The 17059-nt window shown below is 45.3% G+C and carries 19 protein-coding genes and 2 pseudogenes; 10 read left to right on the forward strand and 11 right to left on the reverse strand.

The genetic code is table 11. The features are described from left to right. Positions 1 to 2: 2 nt before the first annotated feature. The gene (locus ACJJIT_RS11660) at positions 3 to 350 is read right to left on the reverse strand and encodes a DUF2149 domain-containing protein (protein WP_444898490.1); all 348 of its coding nucleotides are present in this window, start codon (positions 348 to 350) and stop codon (positions 3 to 5) included. Then, on the reverse strand, positions 350 to 880 hold the full coding sequence (locus ACJJIT_RS11665; RefSeq protein WP_444898491.1) for a MotA/TolQ/ExbB proton channel family protein: 531 nt from the start codon (positions 878 to 880) through the stop codon (positions 350 to 352). The genes ACJJIT_RS11660 and ACJJIT_RS11665 overlap by 1 nt, the downstream gene beginning before the upstream one ends. Before the next feature lie 225 nt (positions 881 to 1105). On the opposite strand from ACJJIT_RS11665, the gene ACJJIT_RS11670 reads away from it, so the two are divergent. Beyond that, entirely contained in the window at positions 1106 to 3277 is a 2172-nt protein-coding gene (locus tag ACJJIT_RS11670; protein ID WP_444898492.1) for a TonB-dependent hemoglobin/transferrin/lactoferrin family receptor, read from the forward strand. A 258-nt stretch (positions 3278 to 3535) separates the two neighbouring features. Here ACJJIT_RS11670 and ACJJIT_RS11675 read toward each other — a convergent pair whose 3' ends face one another. Beyond that, a complete protein-coding gene (locus tag ACJJIT_RS11675) occupies positions 3536 to 3742 on the reverse strand; it encodes a DUF2905 domain-containing protein (RefSeq protein ID WP_444898493.1) in 207 nt (68 codons plus the stop codon). A gap of 120 nt (positions 3743 to 3862) precedes the next feature. Here ACJJIT_RS11675 and ACJJIT_RS11680 point away from each other — a divergent pair, with 120 nt between their 5' ends. The 4 genes and pseudogenes from ACJJIT_RS11680 to ACJJIT_RS11695 form a co-directional block, all read left to right on the forward strand. Further along, on the forward strand, positions 3863 to 4090 hold the full coding sequence (locus ACJJIT_RS11680; RefSeq protein WP_444898494.1) for an NUDIX domain-containing protein: 228 nt from the start codon (positions 3863 to 3865) through the stop codon (positions 4088 to 4090). Between the two features lie 177 nt (positions 4091 to 4267). Next, positions 4268 to 4575, forward strand: a pseudogene (locus ACJJIT_RS11685) (NrtR DNA-binding winged helix domain-containing protein). A 67-nt stretch (positions 4576 to 4642) separates the two neighbouring features. Then, positions 4643 to 5566, forward strand: a complete 924-nt coding sequence (locus tag ACJJIT_RS11690; RefSeq protein ID WP_444898495.1) for an ADP-ribosylglycohydrolase family protein — start codon at positions 4643 to 4645, stop codon at positions 5564 to 5566. Positions 5567 to 5690: 124 nt separating this feature from the next. Further along, a pseudogene (locus ACJJIT_RS11695) lies at positions 5691 to 5921 on the forward strand (integrase core domain-containing protein); the annotation flags it as partial. Positions 5922 to 6015: 94 nt separating this feature from the next. On the opposite strand, the gene ACJJIT_RS11700 reads toward ACJJIT_RS11695, so the two are convergent. The 8 genes from ACJJIT_RS11700 to ACJJIT_RS11735 all read right to left on the reverse strand — a co-directional run bounded on the left by ACJJIT_RS11700 (position 6016) and on the right by ACJJIT_RS11735 (position 9274). Further along, the gene (locus ACJJIT_RS11700; RefSeq protein ID WP_444898496.1) at positions 6016 to 6765 is read right to left on the reverse strand and encodes a hypothetical protein; all 750 of its coding nucleotides are present in this window, start codon (positions 6763 to 6765) and stop codon (positions 6016 to 6018) included. Between the two features lie 516 nt (positions 6766 to 7281). Beyond that, entirely contained in the window at positions 7282 to 7587 is a 306-nt protein-coding gene (locus ACJJIT_RS11705; protein WP_444888692.1) for a hypothetical protein, read from the reverse strand. Further along, a complete protein-coding gene (locus tag ACJJIT_RS11710) occupies positions 7580 to 7816 on the reverse strand; it encodes a hypothetical protein (RefSeq protein ID WP_444885327.1) in 237 nt (78 codons plus the stop codon). The genes ACJJIT_RS11705 and ACJJIT_RS11710 overlap by 8 nt, the downstream gene beginning before the upstream one ends. A gap of 12 nt (positions 7817 to 7828) precedes the next feature. Beyond that, the gene (locus ACJJIT_RS11715) at positions 7829 to 8080 is read right to left on the reverse strand and encodes a hypothetical protein (protein WP_252085482.1); all 252 of its coding nucleotides are present in this window, start codon (positions 8078 to 8080) and stop codon (positions 7829 to 7831) included. Between the two features lie 4 nt (positions 8081 to 8084). Further along, positions 8085 to 8282 (reverse strand): hypothetical protein, encoded by a 198-nt coding sequence (locus ACJJIT_RS11720; RefSeq protein WP_152453974.1) that lies wholly within the window; start codon positions 8280 to 8282, stop codon positions 8085 to 8087. Positions 8283 to 8306: 24 nt separating this feature from the next. Continuing rightward, entirely contained in the window at positions 8307 to 8531 is a 225-nt protein-coding gene (locus ACJJIT_RS11725) for a hypothetical protein (RefSeq protein ID WP_444898497.1), read from the reverse strand. A gap of 59 nt (positions 8532 to 8590) precedes the next feature. Continuing rightward, positions 8591 to 8860, reverse strand: a complete 270-nt coding sequence (locus tag ACJJIT_RS11730) for a hypothetical protein (protein ID WP_152453976.1) — start codon at positions 8858 to 8860, stop codon at positions 8591 to 8593. A 99-nt stretch (positions 8861 to 8959) separates the two neighbouring features. Then, on the reverse strand, positions 8960 to 9274 hold the full coding sequence (locus ACJJIT_RS11735; protein WP_252085480.1) for a hypothetical protein: 315 nt from the start codon (positions 9272 to 9274) through the stop codon (positions 8960 to 8962). Between the two features lie 149 nt (positions 9275 to 9423). On the opposite strand from ACJJIT_RS11735, the gene ACJJIT_RS11740 reads away from it, so the two are divergent. The 5 genes from ACJJIT_RS11740 (at position 9424) to ACJJIT_RS11760 (ending at position 16740) form a co-directional block, all read left to right on the forward strand. Then, positions 9424 to 10890, forward strand: a complete 1467-nt coding sequence (locus tag ACJJIT_RS11740) for a transglycosylase SLT domain-containing protein (protein WP_444898498.1) — start codon at positions 9424 to 9426, stop codon at positions 10888 to 10890. Between the two features lie 28 nt (positions 10891 to 10918). Next, complete coding sequence (locus tag ACJJIT_RS11745; RefSeq protein ID WP_444885329.1) at positions 10919 to 11335, forward strand: DUF805 domain-containing protein; 417 nt, start codon at positions 10919 to 10921, stop codon at positions 11333 to 11335. 1165 nt (positions 11336 to 12500) lie between these two features. Then, the gene (locus ACJJIT_RS11750) at positions 12501 to 12902 is read left to right on the forward strand and encodes a hypothetical protein (protein ID WP_444885330.1); all 402 of its coding nucleotides are present in this window, start codon (positions 12501 to 12503) and stop codon (positions 12900 to 12902) included. Positions 12903 to 13912: 1010 nt separating this feature from the next. Continuing rightward, entirely contained in the window at positions 13913 to 14974 is a 1062-nt protein-coding gene (locus tag ACJJIT_RS11755) for a PQQ-dependent sugar dehydrogenase (RefSeq protein WP_444898499.1), read from the forward strand. A 110-nt stretch (positions 14975 to 15084) separates the two neighbouring features. Beyond that, positions 15085 to 16740 (forward strand): amidohydrolase, encoded by a 1656-nt coding sequence (locus ACJJIT_RS11760; protein WP_444898500.1) that lies wholly within the window; start codon positions 15085 to 15087, stop codon positions 16738 to 16740. Positions 16741 to 17059 lie beyond the last annotated feature (319 nt).

Here is a 17059-nt window from a genome sequence, read left to right on the forward strand (position 1 = left end):
GACTATTTACCCCCTACAGCCTTGTCTTTTGCAGACTCTTCTTTTCCTTCCGGTACATAGACCAGGCTGCCGTCTGCCATCTGGTAAGCAACACCAGCGCGAGTGCCCTCTCCGGAACCAATTTCACCAGTGGATTTGTGCTGCTTAATTTCTTCCCCATCTTTTACGATGATTTCCATATTGGGCTCACCGGCATTTTTGATGACTGTGACCTTTTCATTGGAAAACACGTTTAGCGGGTTTTGTGCGATAGCGATAAGCAGTGCGGCAATAATCACCAGAAAAACATCAATCAAGTTAACCGCACTCAAAATCGGGTTGAGCTCTTCATCTTCATCCAGGAAGCGCATTAAACAGCCTCCTTCAATTTGCGAATGTTAATTAGCTCAGCAGCAAACCAACGCTTCTTTACCGAGGCCGGCCAGAAGGTCAGGGTAGAAATTGCAAGGCCCCAGATCACAGCAGCAAAAGCGATAATCAGGTTTTCACTGATCCCCTGGATATTGCCATCGGCCAAGGCTCGCAACGCCGGCCCCATCGGGATCATGGTGGCGATCAAGCCCAACATGGGGGCAATGCGTGTAGCCATACGCAGCATCTCCAACTTTTTCAGTGCAAAAACTTCCAACTCGTCATCACATGCCAAAGGGTGTCGCACGTAATAGTTGTGCACCTGATAGCCTGGCAGCTCCTCTTTCCGACCTTGCTTTAAGACCAAGCTGTAGGTGCCAGCATTACGGCGGCGCAGCAACCATAGGGAGATAAAGCGTCCCGTTGCGTAAAGTGCGTAGATAAAAAGAACCAGAATCGCCAGTAATACTGGGGCCATAAACAAATCAGCCACATCGGCCATCAGGTTCTCAATTATCGAAATATTCATTGCAAGTCTCCTCAGCCCAGCACTTTCGTTCTGTATTAATGGCCGCGGAAACTAACGGAACTCCCTATCAACGTCAAATTTAATCTAATTGATAGTGATTCGCATTTAGCTTTACATTAAGAAAATCATCCCTATAATCCCCCCTCAATCGGCGCCAGTGGTGAGCAACCAACCACTGCCGACCAACAAGAGCAGAAGTACAGAAATTACCTCAAGGACAACACCATGAAACTTCGCCCAATTGCAGCGGCCATACTGGGCCTGGCTTCCGTCGCTAACCTTCATGCCGAAACTTCAGGTTCAGCAGCCAACAGCGACCTGGAACTGATTGTGGTCAGCGGCCGCGCGGAAAAGCCGCTGAAAGATGTCACAGGAAGTGTTTCTGTTGTCACCAATGAGGACATCGAACAGCTTCAGCTGAACGATATGAATCAGCTGTTCCAATACGAGCCCGGAGTTGAAGTAACAGGCGCCGCCGGCAGTGCACAAAATATCCTGGTACGCGGCATGGGTGGCGACCGGGTACTAATTATCAAAGACGGTATGCGGGTTAACGAAGGCTATGGAGCCAATGGTAAAAATGACATCGTGGGCCGCGGCTTTATTGAAATAGATACCCTGAAACAGGTAGAGGTGGCCAAGGGCGCTGCGTCTTCTTTATACGGTTCTGATGCGCTTGCCGGCATCGTGGTATTCACCACCAAAGATGCCAGCGACTACTTAGAGGACGGAGAGCAATTCGGCGGTGCGATCAAAACCGGATACACCGGTATTACCAATCAATCACACATCTCCCCTACCCTGGCTCTGCGCAATGGCAACTTTGAACAACTACTGCATACCACCTTCCGCGATGGAGAGGAGCAACAAAATTTCGACGAGAGCCAAGCCCCCTTCGAAATCGAGTCAAAGAGCCTGCTTTACAAGGCCAAGTACAACCTTGGCGGTGGGGACTTTGTCAGTTTCAGCATTGATCACTGGAATCAGGAAAGCACCGGCGACAGCGCCGACGGCCTGCTTCACTACTTCCGCGGGCTGGCCGATTACGGCTACAGCATCGTCAAGGAAGAATCGATCTCCGACAAAGAGGTCCGCGCTTACCAACTGCGTTACCACAGCGAGACTCCCAGTGCAGTCTATGACCAGCTGAATATTAGCCTGTATAAAAACGAATCCGAACAGCAAGATGAACAGTATGGCCAGCTGGACATCAATGCCCCTATGTTTGGAGTTTTTGAAATCCGTGATATGTGGGAAACTGGCCTTTATAGCCAAGATACTATTGGCTTCCTCTCCAATGCCAGCAAGACTCTGAGCGAGACCCACACGCTGGGATACGGCCTAGACCTGGAAAAAACCGAAAGCCGTCGTACCCTACTCCAGTACCGCGAAGTGGCTGGTACATCCACAATGAATATCCCAGCAGAAAAGTTCCCAGAAAATGCAGTCTCCCGTGCGGGATTATTCCTGAACGATGAAATGACTTTTGCCAATGGACAGCTGATTGTAACCCCAGGGGTACGCTACGATTGGTACGAAATGGACCCCGATGGTGCAGAAAAAGCTGACGGTACTCCTTTTGCCACGATTGAGGAGAGCAACCTCTCCTTCAATCTGGGAGCCCTCTACAAAATCAACTCTCGCTTGTCTGCCTTCATCCAATACGGCCAGGGTTTCAAAGTACCAGCCTACGATCTGGCATATATCGAGCACTATAAACAGCCAACTTCTACTTATGCTTACGAGGTATTACCGGCTGATGATCTGTCTCCAGAAACCAGCGACTCTTTCGAACTAGGCTTGCGTGGACACCTGGGCCCCATTGCCTTCAGCGCTGCCGCCTTCACTACCGAGTACGATGACTTCCTGCAAACTGAACTCATAGACAGCGAAACTTTCTTCAACAACGATGGCAGTTTCTCGCACGTGTTTGAGCAATACCAATACCAAAACATCGACTCAGTGACGATCAAAGGAGTGGAGCTGAGCGCAAATTGGTACCTATCTCCAGCGTTCGAGCTATTTGCTAATGCCAGCTATCAACGCGGTGAAAACGATACCACCGGCGAATACCTCACCAGTATCAGCCCGCTTTCCGGTGTCGTTGGTGCCAGCTACACAGGCGCACAACTTTCCAGCCAAGTACTAGTGCGCTGGGCAGACCGCATGGAACATGTCAATGAAGGCGAAACAGGGACTCCAGGCTATGGCTCTGTAGATTGGACTCTGGGCTACCAGCTGATGGAGCAGATGTCTCTCAACCTGGCCGTCAACAACTTGCTCGACAAGGAGTTTGTGCCCTACCTAAATGTTGCTGGCTGGGATGAAGACAGTGATATCTACGTAAACTCTGCTCCGGGCCGTACTTTCTCTGCATCCATTAAGTACGATTTCTAAGTTATTAATCCGGCTAATTTGTGGATAGCCGGATTGATACGACGCAAGGAAGCGTCGTTGCTGGTCACGGCCAGCAAAGCCCCTGAAATACAAATCACTCTGCGCTTTTGCGCAATTTCAGAGGCTGAATCAGGTAGGTCACGGACGACCTTTTTTTGACTAGCGGAGAACGCACCCTCCTTTTCTCATACTCTCCTATAAGTCCCTTGCGGCCGCCCCCATGCGGCCTTTTTTTATTCTGCTGCATCAATAGAATATTTATCTGCGGAAAAAATTAACTAAGAGGCTTAATATCAGGCTGACAATAATCATCGAGACAATTGGAAAATAAAAACGAGTGCGGCTAGATTCAATACGAATATCCCCCGGCAACCGGCCAAACCAGTTAAATAGCCAGGGGGCAAAATGCAGCGTTATACCAACGACTATCAGGACCAATCCAGTAATAATCAACCAGCGTGACATATCTCTCCTCTCACTTTGCTCTATTCAATTGACAAGAAGAATTTGTTTACCCCTCTAACCCCCTTGAGCACGCAGGATTAGGCAGCTACCATAAGTGACCAACTGACACTTAGTGAGGCAATGAACGAGAAAGAATTCCTTGCCGCCTACGACAAGGGCAACTTTGAAGCCCCTCTAGTTACCCTAGATGCCGTCTTGTTTACTTATCAAGATAGTCAACTCAAAGTTTTGCTGGTAGAGCGCTCCAATCATTCCGAACAGGGAAAATGGGCGCTGCCGGGCGGTTTCATTTCCGAGAGCGAAGATAAGACCCTAGAGGATACGGTCACCCGAAAGCTCAAGGAGTAAACCGGAGTTGTTCCCCCTTATGTTGAGCAGCTAGCTACCTTTGGTGACGCCTCCAGAGATCAGCGGGGCTGGTCTGTAACCATTTGTTACACGGCTCTGATCGCTCATCAGGCCTGTGAAAGCGAATTAGAAACCATCTCCGATGTCGCCTGGCTGCCTATCGAAAAAGTTAAGAAAATGAACTTGGCCTTTGACCATCTCAAAATTATTAATAGGGCACATGAGCGTCTTATTCAAAAGGCTCTTTACAGTATTATCCCAGCCTACGCACTGCCCAGAAAATTCACTCTACCCGAGCTTCAAAAGGTGCACGAAGTCATTATCGGCAAGCCTCTACAGAAAAGTCCTTTCGCAGAAGGATTGAGCAGGCAGATCTTCTGATAGATACCGGTGAAAAACGTACTGAGCGAGGTCGCCCGGCCGCATTGTACACTTTGCGTCCAGGTTTAGGGAAACATACTTTCGTGCGGAATCTGGAGCAATAGCCCTGCCCCATTGTCCCTAATTTTATTTAGCAATCACTCTCAAGCAGGTATAAGAAGGATTTTATAGGTGAATATTGAAACGCTAGACAAGGTAAAAGGCTGTTTAGTCGGACTCGCATGCGGTGATACTGTGGGCACCACGTTGGAATTTAAGTACAAAGGGGAATTCACTCCTTTATCAGACATGGAAGGTGGAGGCCCATTTGGATTAAAAAAGGGGCAATGGACCGATGATACCTCCATGGCGCTCTGCCTGGCCCACAGTTTACTCCAGAAAAAAGGCTTCAGCGCGACTGATCAGATGAATCGTTACTGTAACTGGTACCAATATGGGGATATGAGCTCTACGGGTGAGTGCTTCGATATTGGTTCAACAGTTTTATCCGCATTAAATCGATATCTGCAAACAGGTGATCCTTTTAGTGGTTCAACATCTACTCGCTCGTCAGGTAATGCTTCACTCATGCGCTTAGCGCCAATTCCCATATTTTTTTCTTCAACAGCTTCGGATGCCATTTATTTCGCAGGGGAAAGCTCCAGAACCACCCATGGCTCGGACGAATGCATCGAAAGCTGCCGACTCCTCTGTAATCTTATACTTTCCATATTTATTGGCATCAATAAAAATGAGCTTCTCGCTTCTATCGAACAAACTCCAACTAATGAAAAAGTAAAAACCATTGCCAGTGGGCAATTTCTAGACCAGCACTATGAAGAGTTAACCGGAAGTGGTTACGTTATCGAGTCCCTAATATCGGCGCTTTGGTGTTTTTTCAATACCAATAGTTTTCGGGAAGCCATTCTTTTGGCAGCCAATATTGGCAACGATGCTGATACAACAGCAGCCATTTGCGGACAAATAGCCGGAGCTTACTATGGAGTTTCTGGAATACCTGAGGAATGGGCCCAGCAAATCTCTTTATCGGAAGAAATTCACACCTTGGCAGAAGATCTCTATAAGGTTGGGCTATCAGTCGCCAATGAATGGTAAAGCCGGTATAAGCCGGCTCTTGAACGCGATGTAATAAGAAGAGCTCAGATAGCTGTTGCCAGCATTCCCTCCTGTGTGGGCATTTCTGCCAGTAAGCGGACGGCCTCAAAATCCTGATCGACCAACAGCTGGCCATCGTGAGCGCCTCCATAAAACTATATTACAAGAGTTCTACCAACCATCGTTGCGACGAAAGATCTATGGATCAATAGAAGACCTACAAAAGGATCTGGACGAATGGCTCGTATATTACAATAATGATCGAACTCATCAGGGTAAAAAGTGTTGTGGTCACACACCGATAGCAACCCTTGAAGAGGGTAAAAGTATCTGGAAGGAGGAGCTCGTAAACTGAATTTGACCTGACAGAGCACCTTCTGAAAAATCGGTGACTGTCAGATCAAGTCTGAACTACAACAGATTAATAATTTGATATGTTTATTTATCTGTTAATTTTGAGCGTTACCGTTACCGTTACCGTTACCGCCACGAGGAGGTTCTGAAATTTCAAGTACCGTCCAATTTTTTGCTAGGAGTTGACCTTGTAAAGTTTCATTCTCATTTCTGACGTAGGCATCGGGCCCAAACCTTAGATGGTCGGGTCCAACTGGATAAGCTATGAGTGCCCCCGTGTTAGCATAGGTGCTTAAAGAAGTGGCCATTTGGGTGTTTATCTTTGGCGCATTTCCATTTTGTCCATATCTAGGATCATAACGCCTTCCTTGTTCTGCAGAAAAACGGTAGGGCTGAGCATCAGTATTTTGACGATAGCCTTGATCAGCAAGCTCAGCGCTAATTGCACCTCTCAAAGAGGGGTCGTATGTAAGTAGGTTTTGATCACCAATTAATGATAATTGTTTCTGAGCCCCAGCATTGGAATAGAGTCTATCATTAACTTCAATAGGTTCTTCAACTGCTACCATCATGTCGGGAACATTTAAAATTGCAGTTGCAGTATTTTTTGCAGCTGCTCTTATATCCTGAGATTGTGCGCCATGCCTTTCTCCCATTATAAGAAGTGCACACATGTCTCCTTCATGATACATAAGTATTGGAGGTGGCATTTGAAAGTCGGCTCCAGTGTCCTCTATTTGTGCGAACGAATCGCTCATTGTGGCGACCACATAAATATTGTACTGATCTATTGCACTCCAAATTGCGCGAGCATGGGGTAATTGGCTAAGTTGTGTTACTGGCATCATTAATTCCTATCTTAAAAAATTACAGAGGGTTCAATAAGCTACATTGACATAGCTAGCAGAAGTCTAGGGCTAACTAGAAAGGTTTTTTGTCTTTATGTTTCTCCTTTTTGTATACTCTTGGCATTTACTTTGTATCTTAATCCTTAGCCTGATTACATATACATTTATTTCATGGTGAACAGATCAAGCATTGGAGAAGCCGCTAACGAGAAGTGTAGAAAAAAAGATTAACCAAGCCCTCTATCCAATCAATCGTCGCCCATCTAAATTTCTGAAGATTTTTTCTAGAGAACTAGAATTATCTCAATATAAAAAATTTGGTTTCTTATAAGCGACCTTAAATCACAGCCAAATGGCCGAAATGAAATGGCTGGAAGCGGCCGATAAAAATCGCAAAATCATAATCTGGCTGCATTGCAGCAAGCTCCTTGCTGTGTTTTCTCTCCCCGGTCTCTCCAGGAAACCCCACGAGTTATTGCCCTTTAGTCACTAAAAATCAGCTGGAGCGCTATGTTAACGTTTATCACTCTTTTGATGGACCATCTCAAGAGCATACTGATAAGCTTCTCTGACATCGTCTTTTAGTGAGTTGACACCTATACCACTTAATACTTCCTTATAGCTGGTATTGGATGGATTCTGAAGCCACTTCATCATCACACTATTTTTTAACATAATATTGCTAAGTCTTTCATCCCTTAACGAGTCAGATTTTCCTTGTAAAATGTGAATTCCTTGTAGCTCTACCGCGTTTCTCACAATTTGCTTGGAAATATTACTCACATCCGGCTGAAAAGTATTTTTTGTCTGATTACTCATTATCTTCTCCTTGCCCCTTTATTTGGTCATCCATCTCAAAGCCTGTAGTTGATATATCCGAAAAGGATTTTGTCAATGCATCGTTAACTTCTCGGCAGATAGCCATGATTGACTGCTGTAGTTCTTCACCCAAGTCAACATCGGTGCCTTGACTGCTAATCAGTTTATCCAGCTGCTCTTCAAAATCCGGGGGGAGGTAACTTTCTCTTGTAGGTTTTGTATTAGGCATAAGTTGAAATCCTTAACGCATGAACATTGAAAGCAACAGCATCAAGAAACTCTGAATCACAGCCACGATCAACTGTATGTGTGCAACGATAATTATCAGCAGGAAGATGAGGTTGAATGGTTGGGTCAACCATTTCTGAAAAGCTTTCCCGGCAACTGTAGAGGTTTGTAAGGCTGTATCCCTTACATGATCGGCTGCACTTTGAACCAAAAAAGAGGAAGACATACGCTTCCCTTCTTTTGCTGCCCCCCCCTCGTCTTTCATAAAATTACAAATCAACTATTTTATTTAGCTGCTTAGTCATCAACAACATACGCTGGTTACGCGCATTGACTTGATCTTGCAGCGTAGTTTCCACAGCGCTATTGATGGAACGCTGCAAGTAAGCACTAGACATCACATCAATCAGCCTCCCCTTCCCTGCGGAGAGCTCCCTAAGCGTTGGTGTATCATCATCCTTTGCCATCTGTTCATCCTTTCAGACAGTAAATTAGAAGGTATCTTTAAATGTGCGCGCCCCAACTGCCGACATTTGCAGGATTGAATTTGCTGTTGCCTGCATTTGAGTTGCGCCGGTATGGGTAAATTCACGTACTTGTAGTTTAGATAGTGCAGACAAATCGCGCAGACCATCTAGATGAAGGCTAAGTGCTGAAGAAGTTGCCATCTGATCAACCACTTTAGTCGCCAGGCGATCTCGGAAAGTATCTTTCATAACTTGCTCCTTTTATTAAAGGGTAGCGATAAACCGCTACCCCTTGAAGGTCAAAAACCTTACTTACCGCCATCCATGATGTAATTTACGGCCTTTGCACCTGCCGCCGCCATTTGCGTCATAGCATTGGAGGTTGCTTGCATTTGTGTTGCACCTGTGTGAGTAAACTCACGAACCTGCAGCTTGGAGAGCGCAGACAGGTCACGTAGACCATCCAGATTCAGGCTTTGCGCTGAAGAACTGGTTGTCTGGTCAGACACTTTAGGGTCAACACGATCGCGATAAGGGGAAGGTTGAATACCGTCTACAGTATTGGTTTCATCAGACATAATTTTTTCCTTTCAATCAGTTAATTAATCAACCCAGTTATTGGGCTATATCACTGTACGGAAAATCCCAATCACTGATAATCGGGAAACTTTTCTCCATCAGCGATTAGATAGCTGTGCAGTATCTTTCTGCCCCTCCCCTTTACTACCATTACCCAAAATAGCATTTACCGCAGTGGCGCCAGCCGCAGCCATTTGTGTCATGGCATTGGATGTGGCCTGCATCTGGGTAGAACTGGTATGAGTAAATTCACGTACCTGTAATTTGGAAAGTGCAGACAGATCGCGCAATCCATCTAGATTTAGGCTTTTCGCAGCACTTGAAGTGGTTTCATCAGATACTTTGGGGTCGAGCCGATCCCGGTAAGGCGAGGGATCAATTCCTTCCAAGTTGCTATCAGTTTCATCAGACATGTTTTTTCCTTCTCTTAGAGGGTTGCTAGGTATGTAGCCCGATCACTCTAAACCGCGATTTATAACCAGTTAATCGGGAATTGCTTCCTCCTTTTGGCTCAGCGAGACATCGATAGGCTCCAAGATTTAAACCAAGTCAAGGAGCTATCATGAAGTCATTCAATAAAAGTTGGATTTTCCTTCTCTCAGCAATGATCCTCTCAGGAGTCATTATCTATGCCTGCAAGATCCCGAAGAATCGACTCAACAGTATCCTGGCAATAGATACGTTAACTGTCGCCACACGAATGGATGGGGTGGGCTGTTATTATCATCGTGGTCAGCCTGCCGGGCTGGAATGCGATTTACTACAAGCTTATGCAGAGCACCTGGGCGTAAATATTGAATTCAAAAAAGCGTCATCGATTAAAAAAATATTAACTTTAGTGAAAGAAGGAAACGTAGATATAGCAGCTGCAGATCTTACTCACACCCGCAAACGGGAAAAACAAATAACGTTTAGTCACACATTATTTGAAACACGGGAGGTGCTCGTACAGCGCAAGAAAAAAGCTTTAGCAGTATTCAAGGATCTAAAAGGAAAAACACTCACTATTCATCAAGATAGCGCCTATCTTGATGAAATAGAGGAGAAAGCCCTATCTCAAGAAATTCCCCTGACCTATCCCGGAAGCGCAAAAAACATGACAGCAATCAGAATTGGTTTTGCGGATAAAGCAGTATCAATTCTTGAACTTATTGACGCCGTTAGCATGGGGGAAATAGATTTCACTATCGCCGATGAACATATCGTGAATGGAAGTAATGGTTACAGAAATAACTTAGATACCTCGCTGGTATTTGGGGAAAATCGAAAGGTTGCTTTTGCTTTAACTAAGGATAATGATACCTCTCTCCTAGACGACCTCAACAGTTGGCTGGAAAGTGCTGAGGCCCAGACAATACTCCAGAAATTTCTGAGCCAACCGAACAAGCTAAGAATAGGCTACCAACAAGAATATATCCTACCCAATAACACGCTAAGCCCCTGGGACAAGCTCTTTAAACGCTATGCAATTGAACCTTTCGATTGGGTATGGCTCGCCGCACAAGCATCTACAGAATCCAACTTTAGGCCTAATGCCATATCCCGCGCCGGGGCACAGGGGCTAATGCAGTTAATGCCTGAAACTGCCAATGAAATGGGAGTAAAGGATAACTTTAACCCGGCACAAAATATCCAAGGTGGCTCCAAGTACAATCTGAATCAATATCAACGTTGGATGAATTTACCGAAACGGGATGCCATGGCCTTTACTTTTGCTTCCTATAACGCAGGTGCAGGACACGTCTTAGATGCCCGCCGACTAGCACTGCAGGATGGAATGAACCCTAACCAATGGTTCTCAACCGCCAATAGCAAAGGAGTTGAAGATTACATTGTACTCTTGCAAAAAGCAGAGTTCTACAATAGTCCAGAGGTAAAATATGGCTATTGCCGCGGCACAGAAACCCGCCATTATGTGCGCAAAATATTTCAGAGAGAAGCCGCTTATCGATCCCAACTTGAGAGCCTTAAGAAAAACAGTGAAGCAATTCCCGATGATAATACATCACCTCGGAACCACACCATATAAGCTCTGACAATCAGATGAGGAAATGCTCATGAGGGATCAAGACTATCTGGATTTTTATTTCAACTTTGATGGTAACGTAACGCGGCGACAGTTCTGGCTGCTTTTTATAATACCGGTGCTCTGCATTCAGTTTATTACTGGGCTAATATTGGAATATGGCAATTTTAATTTCAGCGATGGAATTTGGAAAACTGCAGAAATATTTATGGCGGTAGTCAGTGTCCCGGTTCAGCTAAGCATAATCTGGGTTTCGCTAACAGTATGCAGCAAACGCCTTCGCAGTTCTGGGCTACCCCGTCGTATGTTGATCGTTGCCATACCAGGCATTGGAGCAATATGGGTTTGCGCAGAGTTATTTTTTGCCCCCAATGCAGCCAGGAATTCAAACAGCGAAAAGTTGCTAGAACCTGAAGACACCTTGTACAACAGACCTGACACTCAGTAGGAAAATAGCGCCTGGCCATCCGCTGGGCGCACTTACATCAAACATTACCATACAGTGCCACCTATCATATCCAGACAACCACCCTCCTAATTAAAAATAATTTCAGCCAGTTTAAAAAAACTTATTTAAAAACACTGACTCCTCTAAGAAAAAACTAATAAATTCTTAGAGCAACAACACCCCACAAGCATTATTACGGTCCTACATGGAACCAATTTTTAATACTTAAACTCTACACATCAATGTAATTCACTTACACAGCAAGTGAATTACATCACAATTCAAAAATAAATTTTTATACTCTTACTTTCTATTTACCTCTTTTAATCAAATAAAGACAAATAGAGCATCCTCATAAGCTGTAAAGTAAAGTCTGTACCGCAAAGAAGATAGGGAGCAAAGAAGCCTCAAGCACCTATATAGACTTCTCTTCCCATAGAATGATAGAAGGGCGTGAGGCATGTGTATTCAACTCTTGAATGCCACCCCTCACCCAATAAACTAACCACTATTCTCTAAAGTGAACATTCTCTTTCATCTTTTAGTATCGCCCTACCTATAAATTACAGCTAAAGAGCATAAAGCACCAAAGGATTGACTCCTAGGAGTATGGGCAAACATTACTCCTCTGATAGCTGCATCAACTTGATTTTAAACGGCTACTAACTTTTATCAGCTCCTCTCCCAGACAATCATTTCAAGATAGCTTGCTTCATAGAACGCCCCTTAAAAGAAGAAAAGTTCAAGTAGAGATCAACCAATGATTAATCCCACCCAACCAAGAAGTATTAAATCATTGACATTTATTGAAAATGTCAACATTCATCATTAACAACGAGCCACCGTAGAACGATGAATTAAAGTATTTGGCTATCGGCTAGCAGGTCAATGCCTTTGGGCCCACATATATTTCCTAAATATCTACAAAGATCAAAAAATCAAAATTCAACCCCGGATACTGCAAACTCCGGTGTTACTTTTTCCCACAACTTGTAAATACTACCTTTCCTTTCATCATAAAATCTTTTTTCACTTTCATCCATCCCTAAAAAAATCAAAAGAGCACAAAGCCACACCATAACGCATTGGGAACCATTTCACTCTACGCCAGGGTATATCGTTAATCGTACTCTCGTTGCATGTTATATCTGACAAGGATGACAAAATGCAGCAAGGGAACCAAAACCGCTTTTATAGTGTGGAGATTGATCACAAGAAGCTACCAGATCTGATGCAAGAGCTTATCGAGCTAATTGGCTATAGCGATATGCTTATACTGATAGCTTCTTTTGGAGGGCAGGATGTTTATATCCCTAAATATCCAGAGAGAAGCAAGCTGATAGATATACTACCCATCCAATCCTTGCAAACCCTTAGTGACATCTATGGCGGTACCTATCTCACCTTACCCACATCACGACAAATCGACATTCAGGCACGTAATCGTGAGATTTTACAAGCTTTGCACTTTGGTGAATCTCGATCAGCAGTTGCCAAAAGATTCGGGCTTGGGGTAAGGCAAGTGGCAAATATAAAAGCAACTGCTAAACACAATAATCGTCACTAAGACAAAAGTATTAAAATAGTTTTGTTTGAAATAAAAATATAAAGAGCTGCTTAACACGTTATTTCTATCTCAGCAAATAACAACCCGAACCAGTAGATATGGCTTATTATCCTGCGTAAAACTAAATTATTAGTCGCCTGAGTAACAGCTATTCACCAATGAAAGGAAAAGCAACAAGCTTTCTTTAACTCTAGCCTGTGCCGGTAGTCATTTCTCCTTGGTTGATACATGGAGTACATGTATGCTTGCTTTCAAACAGAAGGGAGTTAACTTCTTTGTTTAGCCTCAATGAGGCTGGGGTAGAATCCGCTGAAACATCAGATTTTCTTGAGAAGAACTCTTTAAGAGTTGCTATAGCCTGCTTGACTATTAAGGCCTGTCAATGTAGATCTTAAACCCTAAAATGAAGGCCATAGCATTAACATAGGTATTACATACCACGCTCAATTAAAATACCGCTTAACCATAAAGTCTATAAATTCCAATTACATATCCTGAACAACTACCCCCCTTAGCTATTTTTTTCACCAAAATAGCTGCTATCCCCCCCCGTTATCTGCTATTCATTGACACCCATCTACTCCCACAAGTCAAAAGTATTTTGGCGCCACATCAACTAATTTCACTACCATTATCACAATCTCGATATAAGTAGAAAGCGGAAAAACCTAAAAAATTTTGGGTAAACTATTCTCCTACTACTTTTAGCTGATAGGCTGAAACGGTTGATTACTTCACTATTGAATTTTTACAAAATAAAAAATAGTTCAGTATAGACTAGGTACCACTAAGAGAGAGACTCTTCATGCAATGCGTAGTGCTCATTGCACTAGGCAAATCGATATTGTTGTCAATAGCCCTATTGTTATACTGTTCGGCACACCCACCTACCCCAGGGGTCGCCTAAAGTGAGAAGGGTTTCTTTTTATACAACATTATTAGCGTTCACTTGCACAATCATCTCTGGTGTAAGCTCTGCTGATACTTTTCTTTCCCGGGGCGCGATCCCCGTGATAGACAAAATTAAGATTAGTAAGGTGACAGGCCCTATTCCATATCCATGGGGTATAGCCTTGCTCCCTGATGGCACTCTAATCATCACTCAGCGAGATGGTAAGTTACGCACCATAAGCAACAATACCCTTTCCGAAGCTATTGATTTTCCAGCGCAGGTTTTCTTTGAGGGGCAAGGAGGGCTTCTGGATGTAATTGCCAGCCCAAACTTTGACAAAGACCAGCTACTTTATTTTAGTTACGCTAGTGGCAATACTGAAAGTAACCGCCTAACTATTGGCAAAGGAAGGTGGCAAAGTGGCCAGCTGGTGGACTTTCAAGAGATATTCAAGGCAGCTCAGGGTAAAAAGAATAGCTCACATTTTGGTTCGAGATTTGCCTTTCTCCCTGACGGTACCCTTCTGGCCAGTATTGGGGACGGCGGCAATCCCCCACAGGATTTTCTCGACATCTTTGCCCGTGAGCAGGGACAAAATCTACAAACACATTTTGGCTCAATAATCCGTATTAGCCCCGATGGTTCAGTACCTGATGACAACCCCTTTGTAAATACCAAAGGCGCCCTCCCAGAGATTTGGAGTTTTGGCCACCGCAACCCTCAGGGGCTTGCTATCGACCCTGAAAGCCAGGTTGTCTGGTCCTCAGAGCACGGTCCTGCAGCTGGAGACGAATTAAACCAAGTCCAAAAGGGCGCTAACTACGGTTGGCCCAGGGTGACCTTTGGTAGGGATTATCGGGATGGATCCAATATCTCTTTCAAAATTGCCAGCCCGGAATTTACCTCTCCGTTCCTTGCCTGGATTGATACCCATGCCCCCGGCGGCCTCACCATTTATACCGGCACAGCATTTCCACAGTGGCGTGGTCACCTCCTTTCTGCTGGTTTGGTCACCCAAGACCTGAGGGTAATCAATCCACAAGGGGATCCGCTGAATATTGAGAAAAGAATTGTCATCGGTGAGCGGGTTCGAGACGCTGAAATCGGAGCAGACGGCAATCTCTACATCATCACCGATGGACCCCAGGGCCATTTACTTCGTATAGAACCCGATCAGTAAGAAGCCCCCTACTCCCACACTCATTAACCCAGTAGCCATTTAATCTACTTTTCAGGGGGCATGAAGCCACCATAGAATGGCCAATAACGAAAACAACAAGGCATTCCAATATGCGTCTAGCCCAAACTTTAGCGGCGACACTACTTGCCGCCACTTCTATCAGCTCCCAGGCAGTGACACTCATCCATAACTTTTCAGGATACCAAACCACAGATAAAGCGTTAATTCAGTTCAATGCCATGGCCTTCGACCAGGGCAAGGTGCTGGAGACTGGTAATTTTACTGAGCTGGATGAAAAGTATTTAGATGCTGAACGGATAGATGCCAAGGGCAAGACCTTATTGCCCGGCCTGATTGATGCTCACGGACATATGCTGGGCCTTGGGCAACTTAATGAGTTACTGGATCTGCGCGACCACTCTCTGGAAGATTCCCTTGCGGCGATAAAACACCAAGCCGAGAGACTGGAACCAGGCCAGTGGCTGCTTGGCCGCGGTTGGAACCAAGTCACCTGGCCCGGTAAACAATTCCCCAGTCGAGAGCAACTGGACGCTCTGGAGATTGATCATCCCATCTGGTTGCGTCGGGTAGATGGCCACGCAGGCTGGGCAAACTCCAAAGCCCTGCATCTTGCCGGTATCGATAAGAGCACGCAGGCCCCTGAGGGCGGAGAGATTCTGCGGGATAGCGAAGGGGAACCCACTGGGATCTTAATTGACAACGCCATGAGCCTGCTACAACAGGCAGTACCTTCCCCCACCCTAGCCCAGGAAAAAAAGTCCCTGCAAAACGCCTTTACTACGGCGCTTTCTCTGGGATTGACCAGTGTGCACGATGCGGGTATCAACGAACAAACCCTCACTGCCTACCGAGAATTGGCCAAGGAAAACGCCATTCCTATGCGGGTTTATCCAATGTTATCGGTGGACAGCCACAACTATGTTAAGTTGCTGAAGGCTGGCCATATCGGCAGCCCAGAAACGCGACTCTATATGCGCAGCATTAAATTATCTGCCGATGGTGCCCTGGGCAGCCGTGGCGCAGCGCTTTTGGAACCCTATCACGACCGCCCACAGGAGAAGGGGTTGCTGCTCTACCCAGAGAGCAAAATGTTATCGCTACTGAAACTGGCCACGGATAACAACTTCCAGGTGAACGTACATGCGATTGGCGATAGAGCCAATCATATCGTACTCAACCATCTTGAGGCCCTGGATAAAAAGAAAAGCCAGCAAGAGTATCGCCACCGCGTAGAGCACGCACAGGTTATAGAGGTGAAGGATATTCCCCGCTTCGCACAGCTCAACCTGATTGCCTCCATGCAGCCCACCCACGCCACTAGCGACAAAAATATGGCAGGTGACCGCCTTGGTGATAAACGCCTGATCGGCGCCTACGCCTGGCAAACACTTCTCAACCAGGGCACACCAATAGCCGCTGGCTCCGACTTCCCGGTTGAACCCGCTAACCCTTTGTTTGGCCTTCATGCCGCAACCACCCGCCGCGACCGCCAGGGTAACCCTAGCAAAGGCTGGCGCACCAAAGAAGCAATGACGCTGGAGCAAGCCCTACGCGCATTTACCCTGGATGCAGCCTATGCCGGCCACCAAGAGAAAATGATTGGCAGCCTTGAAGCAGGGAAATTTGCAGACTTTATTTTATTGGATAGAAATATCTTTAAGATTGACCCTCAGGAAATCTGGAAAGTAAAAGTAATGGAGACCTGGGTTGAGGGGAAAAGGGTATACCAGAATACGTTTTTATAGGCTTGTCTACACTTCTCCTGCCCTGAGTGGTCAACGAATATCCACTGCAGGATTCGGATCCGTAAATTTAAAGGCGCGACTCTACAGATATCGTATTAAAGGGCAGATCTTAGTTCATAGTAAATAGTTACAAGGACTTGCTAGCTCCCTATTTACTTTTTCACAAACAGATCGCTCAGACTAGTCTGAGCGATCTGTTTGTGCATCGATAAGCTGCAGATTTATCAGTTTTTATCTAAAGCAAGGAAAATATGTTTCAACTTTATAGAAGAAATACTTGCACTAAGATTTATTCGATTAAATTGAAGCAATAAGGACC

It is taken from the genome of Microbulbifer mixtoriginis (SeqCode) (genome assembly GCF_052467515.1).

Excerpts from the sequence above, each read along its gene's own strand:
- ACJJIT_RS11745 (WP_444885329.1), top strand. The coding sequence starts at position 10,919 with ATGAGGGATCAAGACTATCTGGATTTTTATTTCAACTTTGATGGTAAC.
- ACJJIT_RS11660 (WP_444898490.1), bottom strand. The coding sequence starts at position 350 with ATGCGCTTCCTGGATGAAGATGAAGAGCTCAACCCGATTTTGAGTGCG.
- ACJJIT_RS11680 (WP_444898494.1), top strand. The coding sequence starts at position 3,863 with ATGAACGAGAAAGAATTCCTTGCCGCCTACGACAAGGGCAACTTTGAA.
- ACJJIT_RS11705 (WP_444888692.1), bottom strand. The coding sequence starts at position 7,587 with ATGAGTAATCAGACAAAAAATACTTTTCAGCCGGATGTGAGTAATATT.
- ACJJIT_RS11750 (WP_444885330.1), top strand. The coding sequence starts at position 12,501 with ATGCAGCAAGGGAACCAAAACCGCTTTTATAGTGTGGAGATTGATCAC.
- ACJJIT_RS11760 (WP_444898500.1), top strand. The coding sequence starts at position 15,085 with ATGCGTCTAGCCCAAACTTTAGCGGCGACACTACTTGCCGCCACTTCT.
- ACJJIT_RS11730 (WP_152453976.1), bottom strand. The coding sequence starts at position 8,860 with ATGTCTGATGAAACCAATACTGTAGACGGTATTCAACCTTCCCCTTAT.
- ACJJIT_RS11675 (WP_444898493.1), bottom strand. The coding sequence starts at position 3,742 with ATGTCACGCTGGTTGATTATTACTGGATTGGTCCTGATAGTCGTTGGT.
- ACJJIT_RS11735 (WP_252085480.1), bottom strand. The coding sequence starts at position 9,274 with ATGTCTGATGAAACTGATAGCAACTTGGAAGGAATTGATCCCTCGCCT.
- ACJJIT_RS11670 (WP_444898492.1), top strand. The coding sequence starts at position 1,106 with ATGAAACTTCGCCCAATTGCAGCGGCCATACTGGGCCTGGCTTCCGTC.
- ACJJIT_RS11665 (WP_444898491.1), bottom strand. The coding sequence starts at position 880 with ATGAATATTTCGATAATTGAGAACCTGATGGCCGATGTGGCTGATTTG.
- ACJJIT_RS11715 (WP_252085482.1), bottom strand. The coding sequence starts at position 8,080 with ATGAAAGACGAGGGGGGGGCAGCAAAAGAAGGGAAGCGTATGTCTTCC.
- ACJJIT_RS11720 (WP_152453974.1), bottom strand. The coding sequence starts at position 8,282 with ATGGCAAAGGATGATGATACACCAACGCTTAGGGAGCTCTCCGCAGGG.
- ACJJIT_RS11710 (WP_444885327.1), bottom strand. The coding sequence starts at position 7,816 with ATGCCTAATACAAAACCTACAAGAGAAAGTTACCTCCCCCCGGATTTT.
- ACJJIT_RS11700 (WP_444898496.1), bottom strand. The coding sequence starts at position 6,765 with ATGCCAGTAACACAACTTAGCCAATTACCCCATGCTCGCGCAATTTGG.
- ACJJIT_RS11740 (WP_444898498.1), top strand. The coding sequence starts at position 9,424 with ATGAAGTCATTCAATAAAAGTTGGATTTTCCTTCTCTCAGCAATGATC.
- ACJJIT_RS11725 (WP_444898497.1), bottom strand. The coding sequence starts at position 8,531 with ATGAAAGATACTTTCCGAGATCGCCTGGCGACTAAAGTGGTTGATCAG.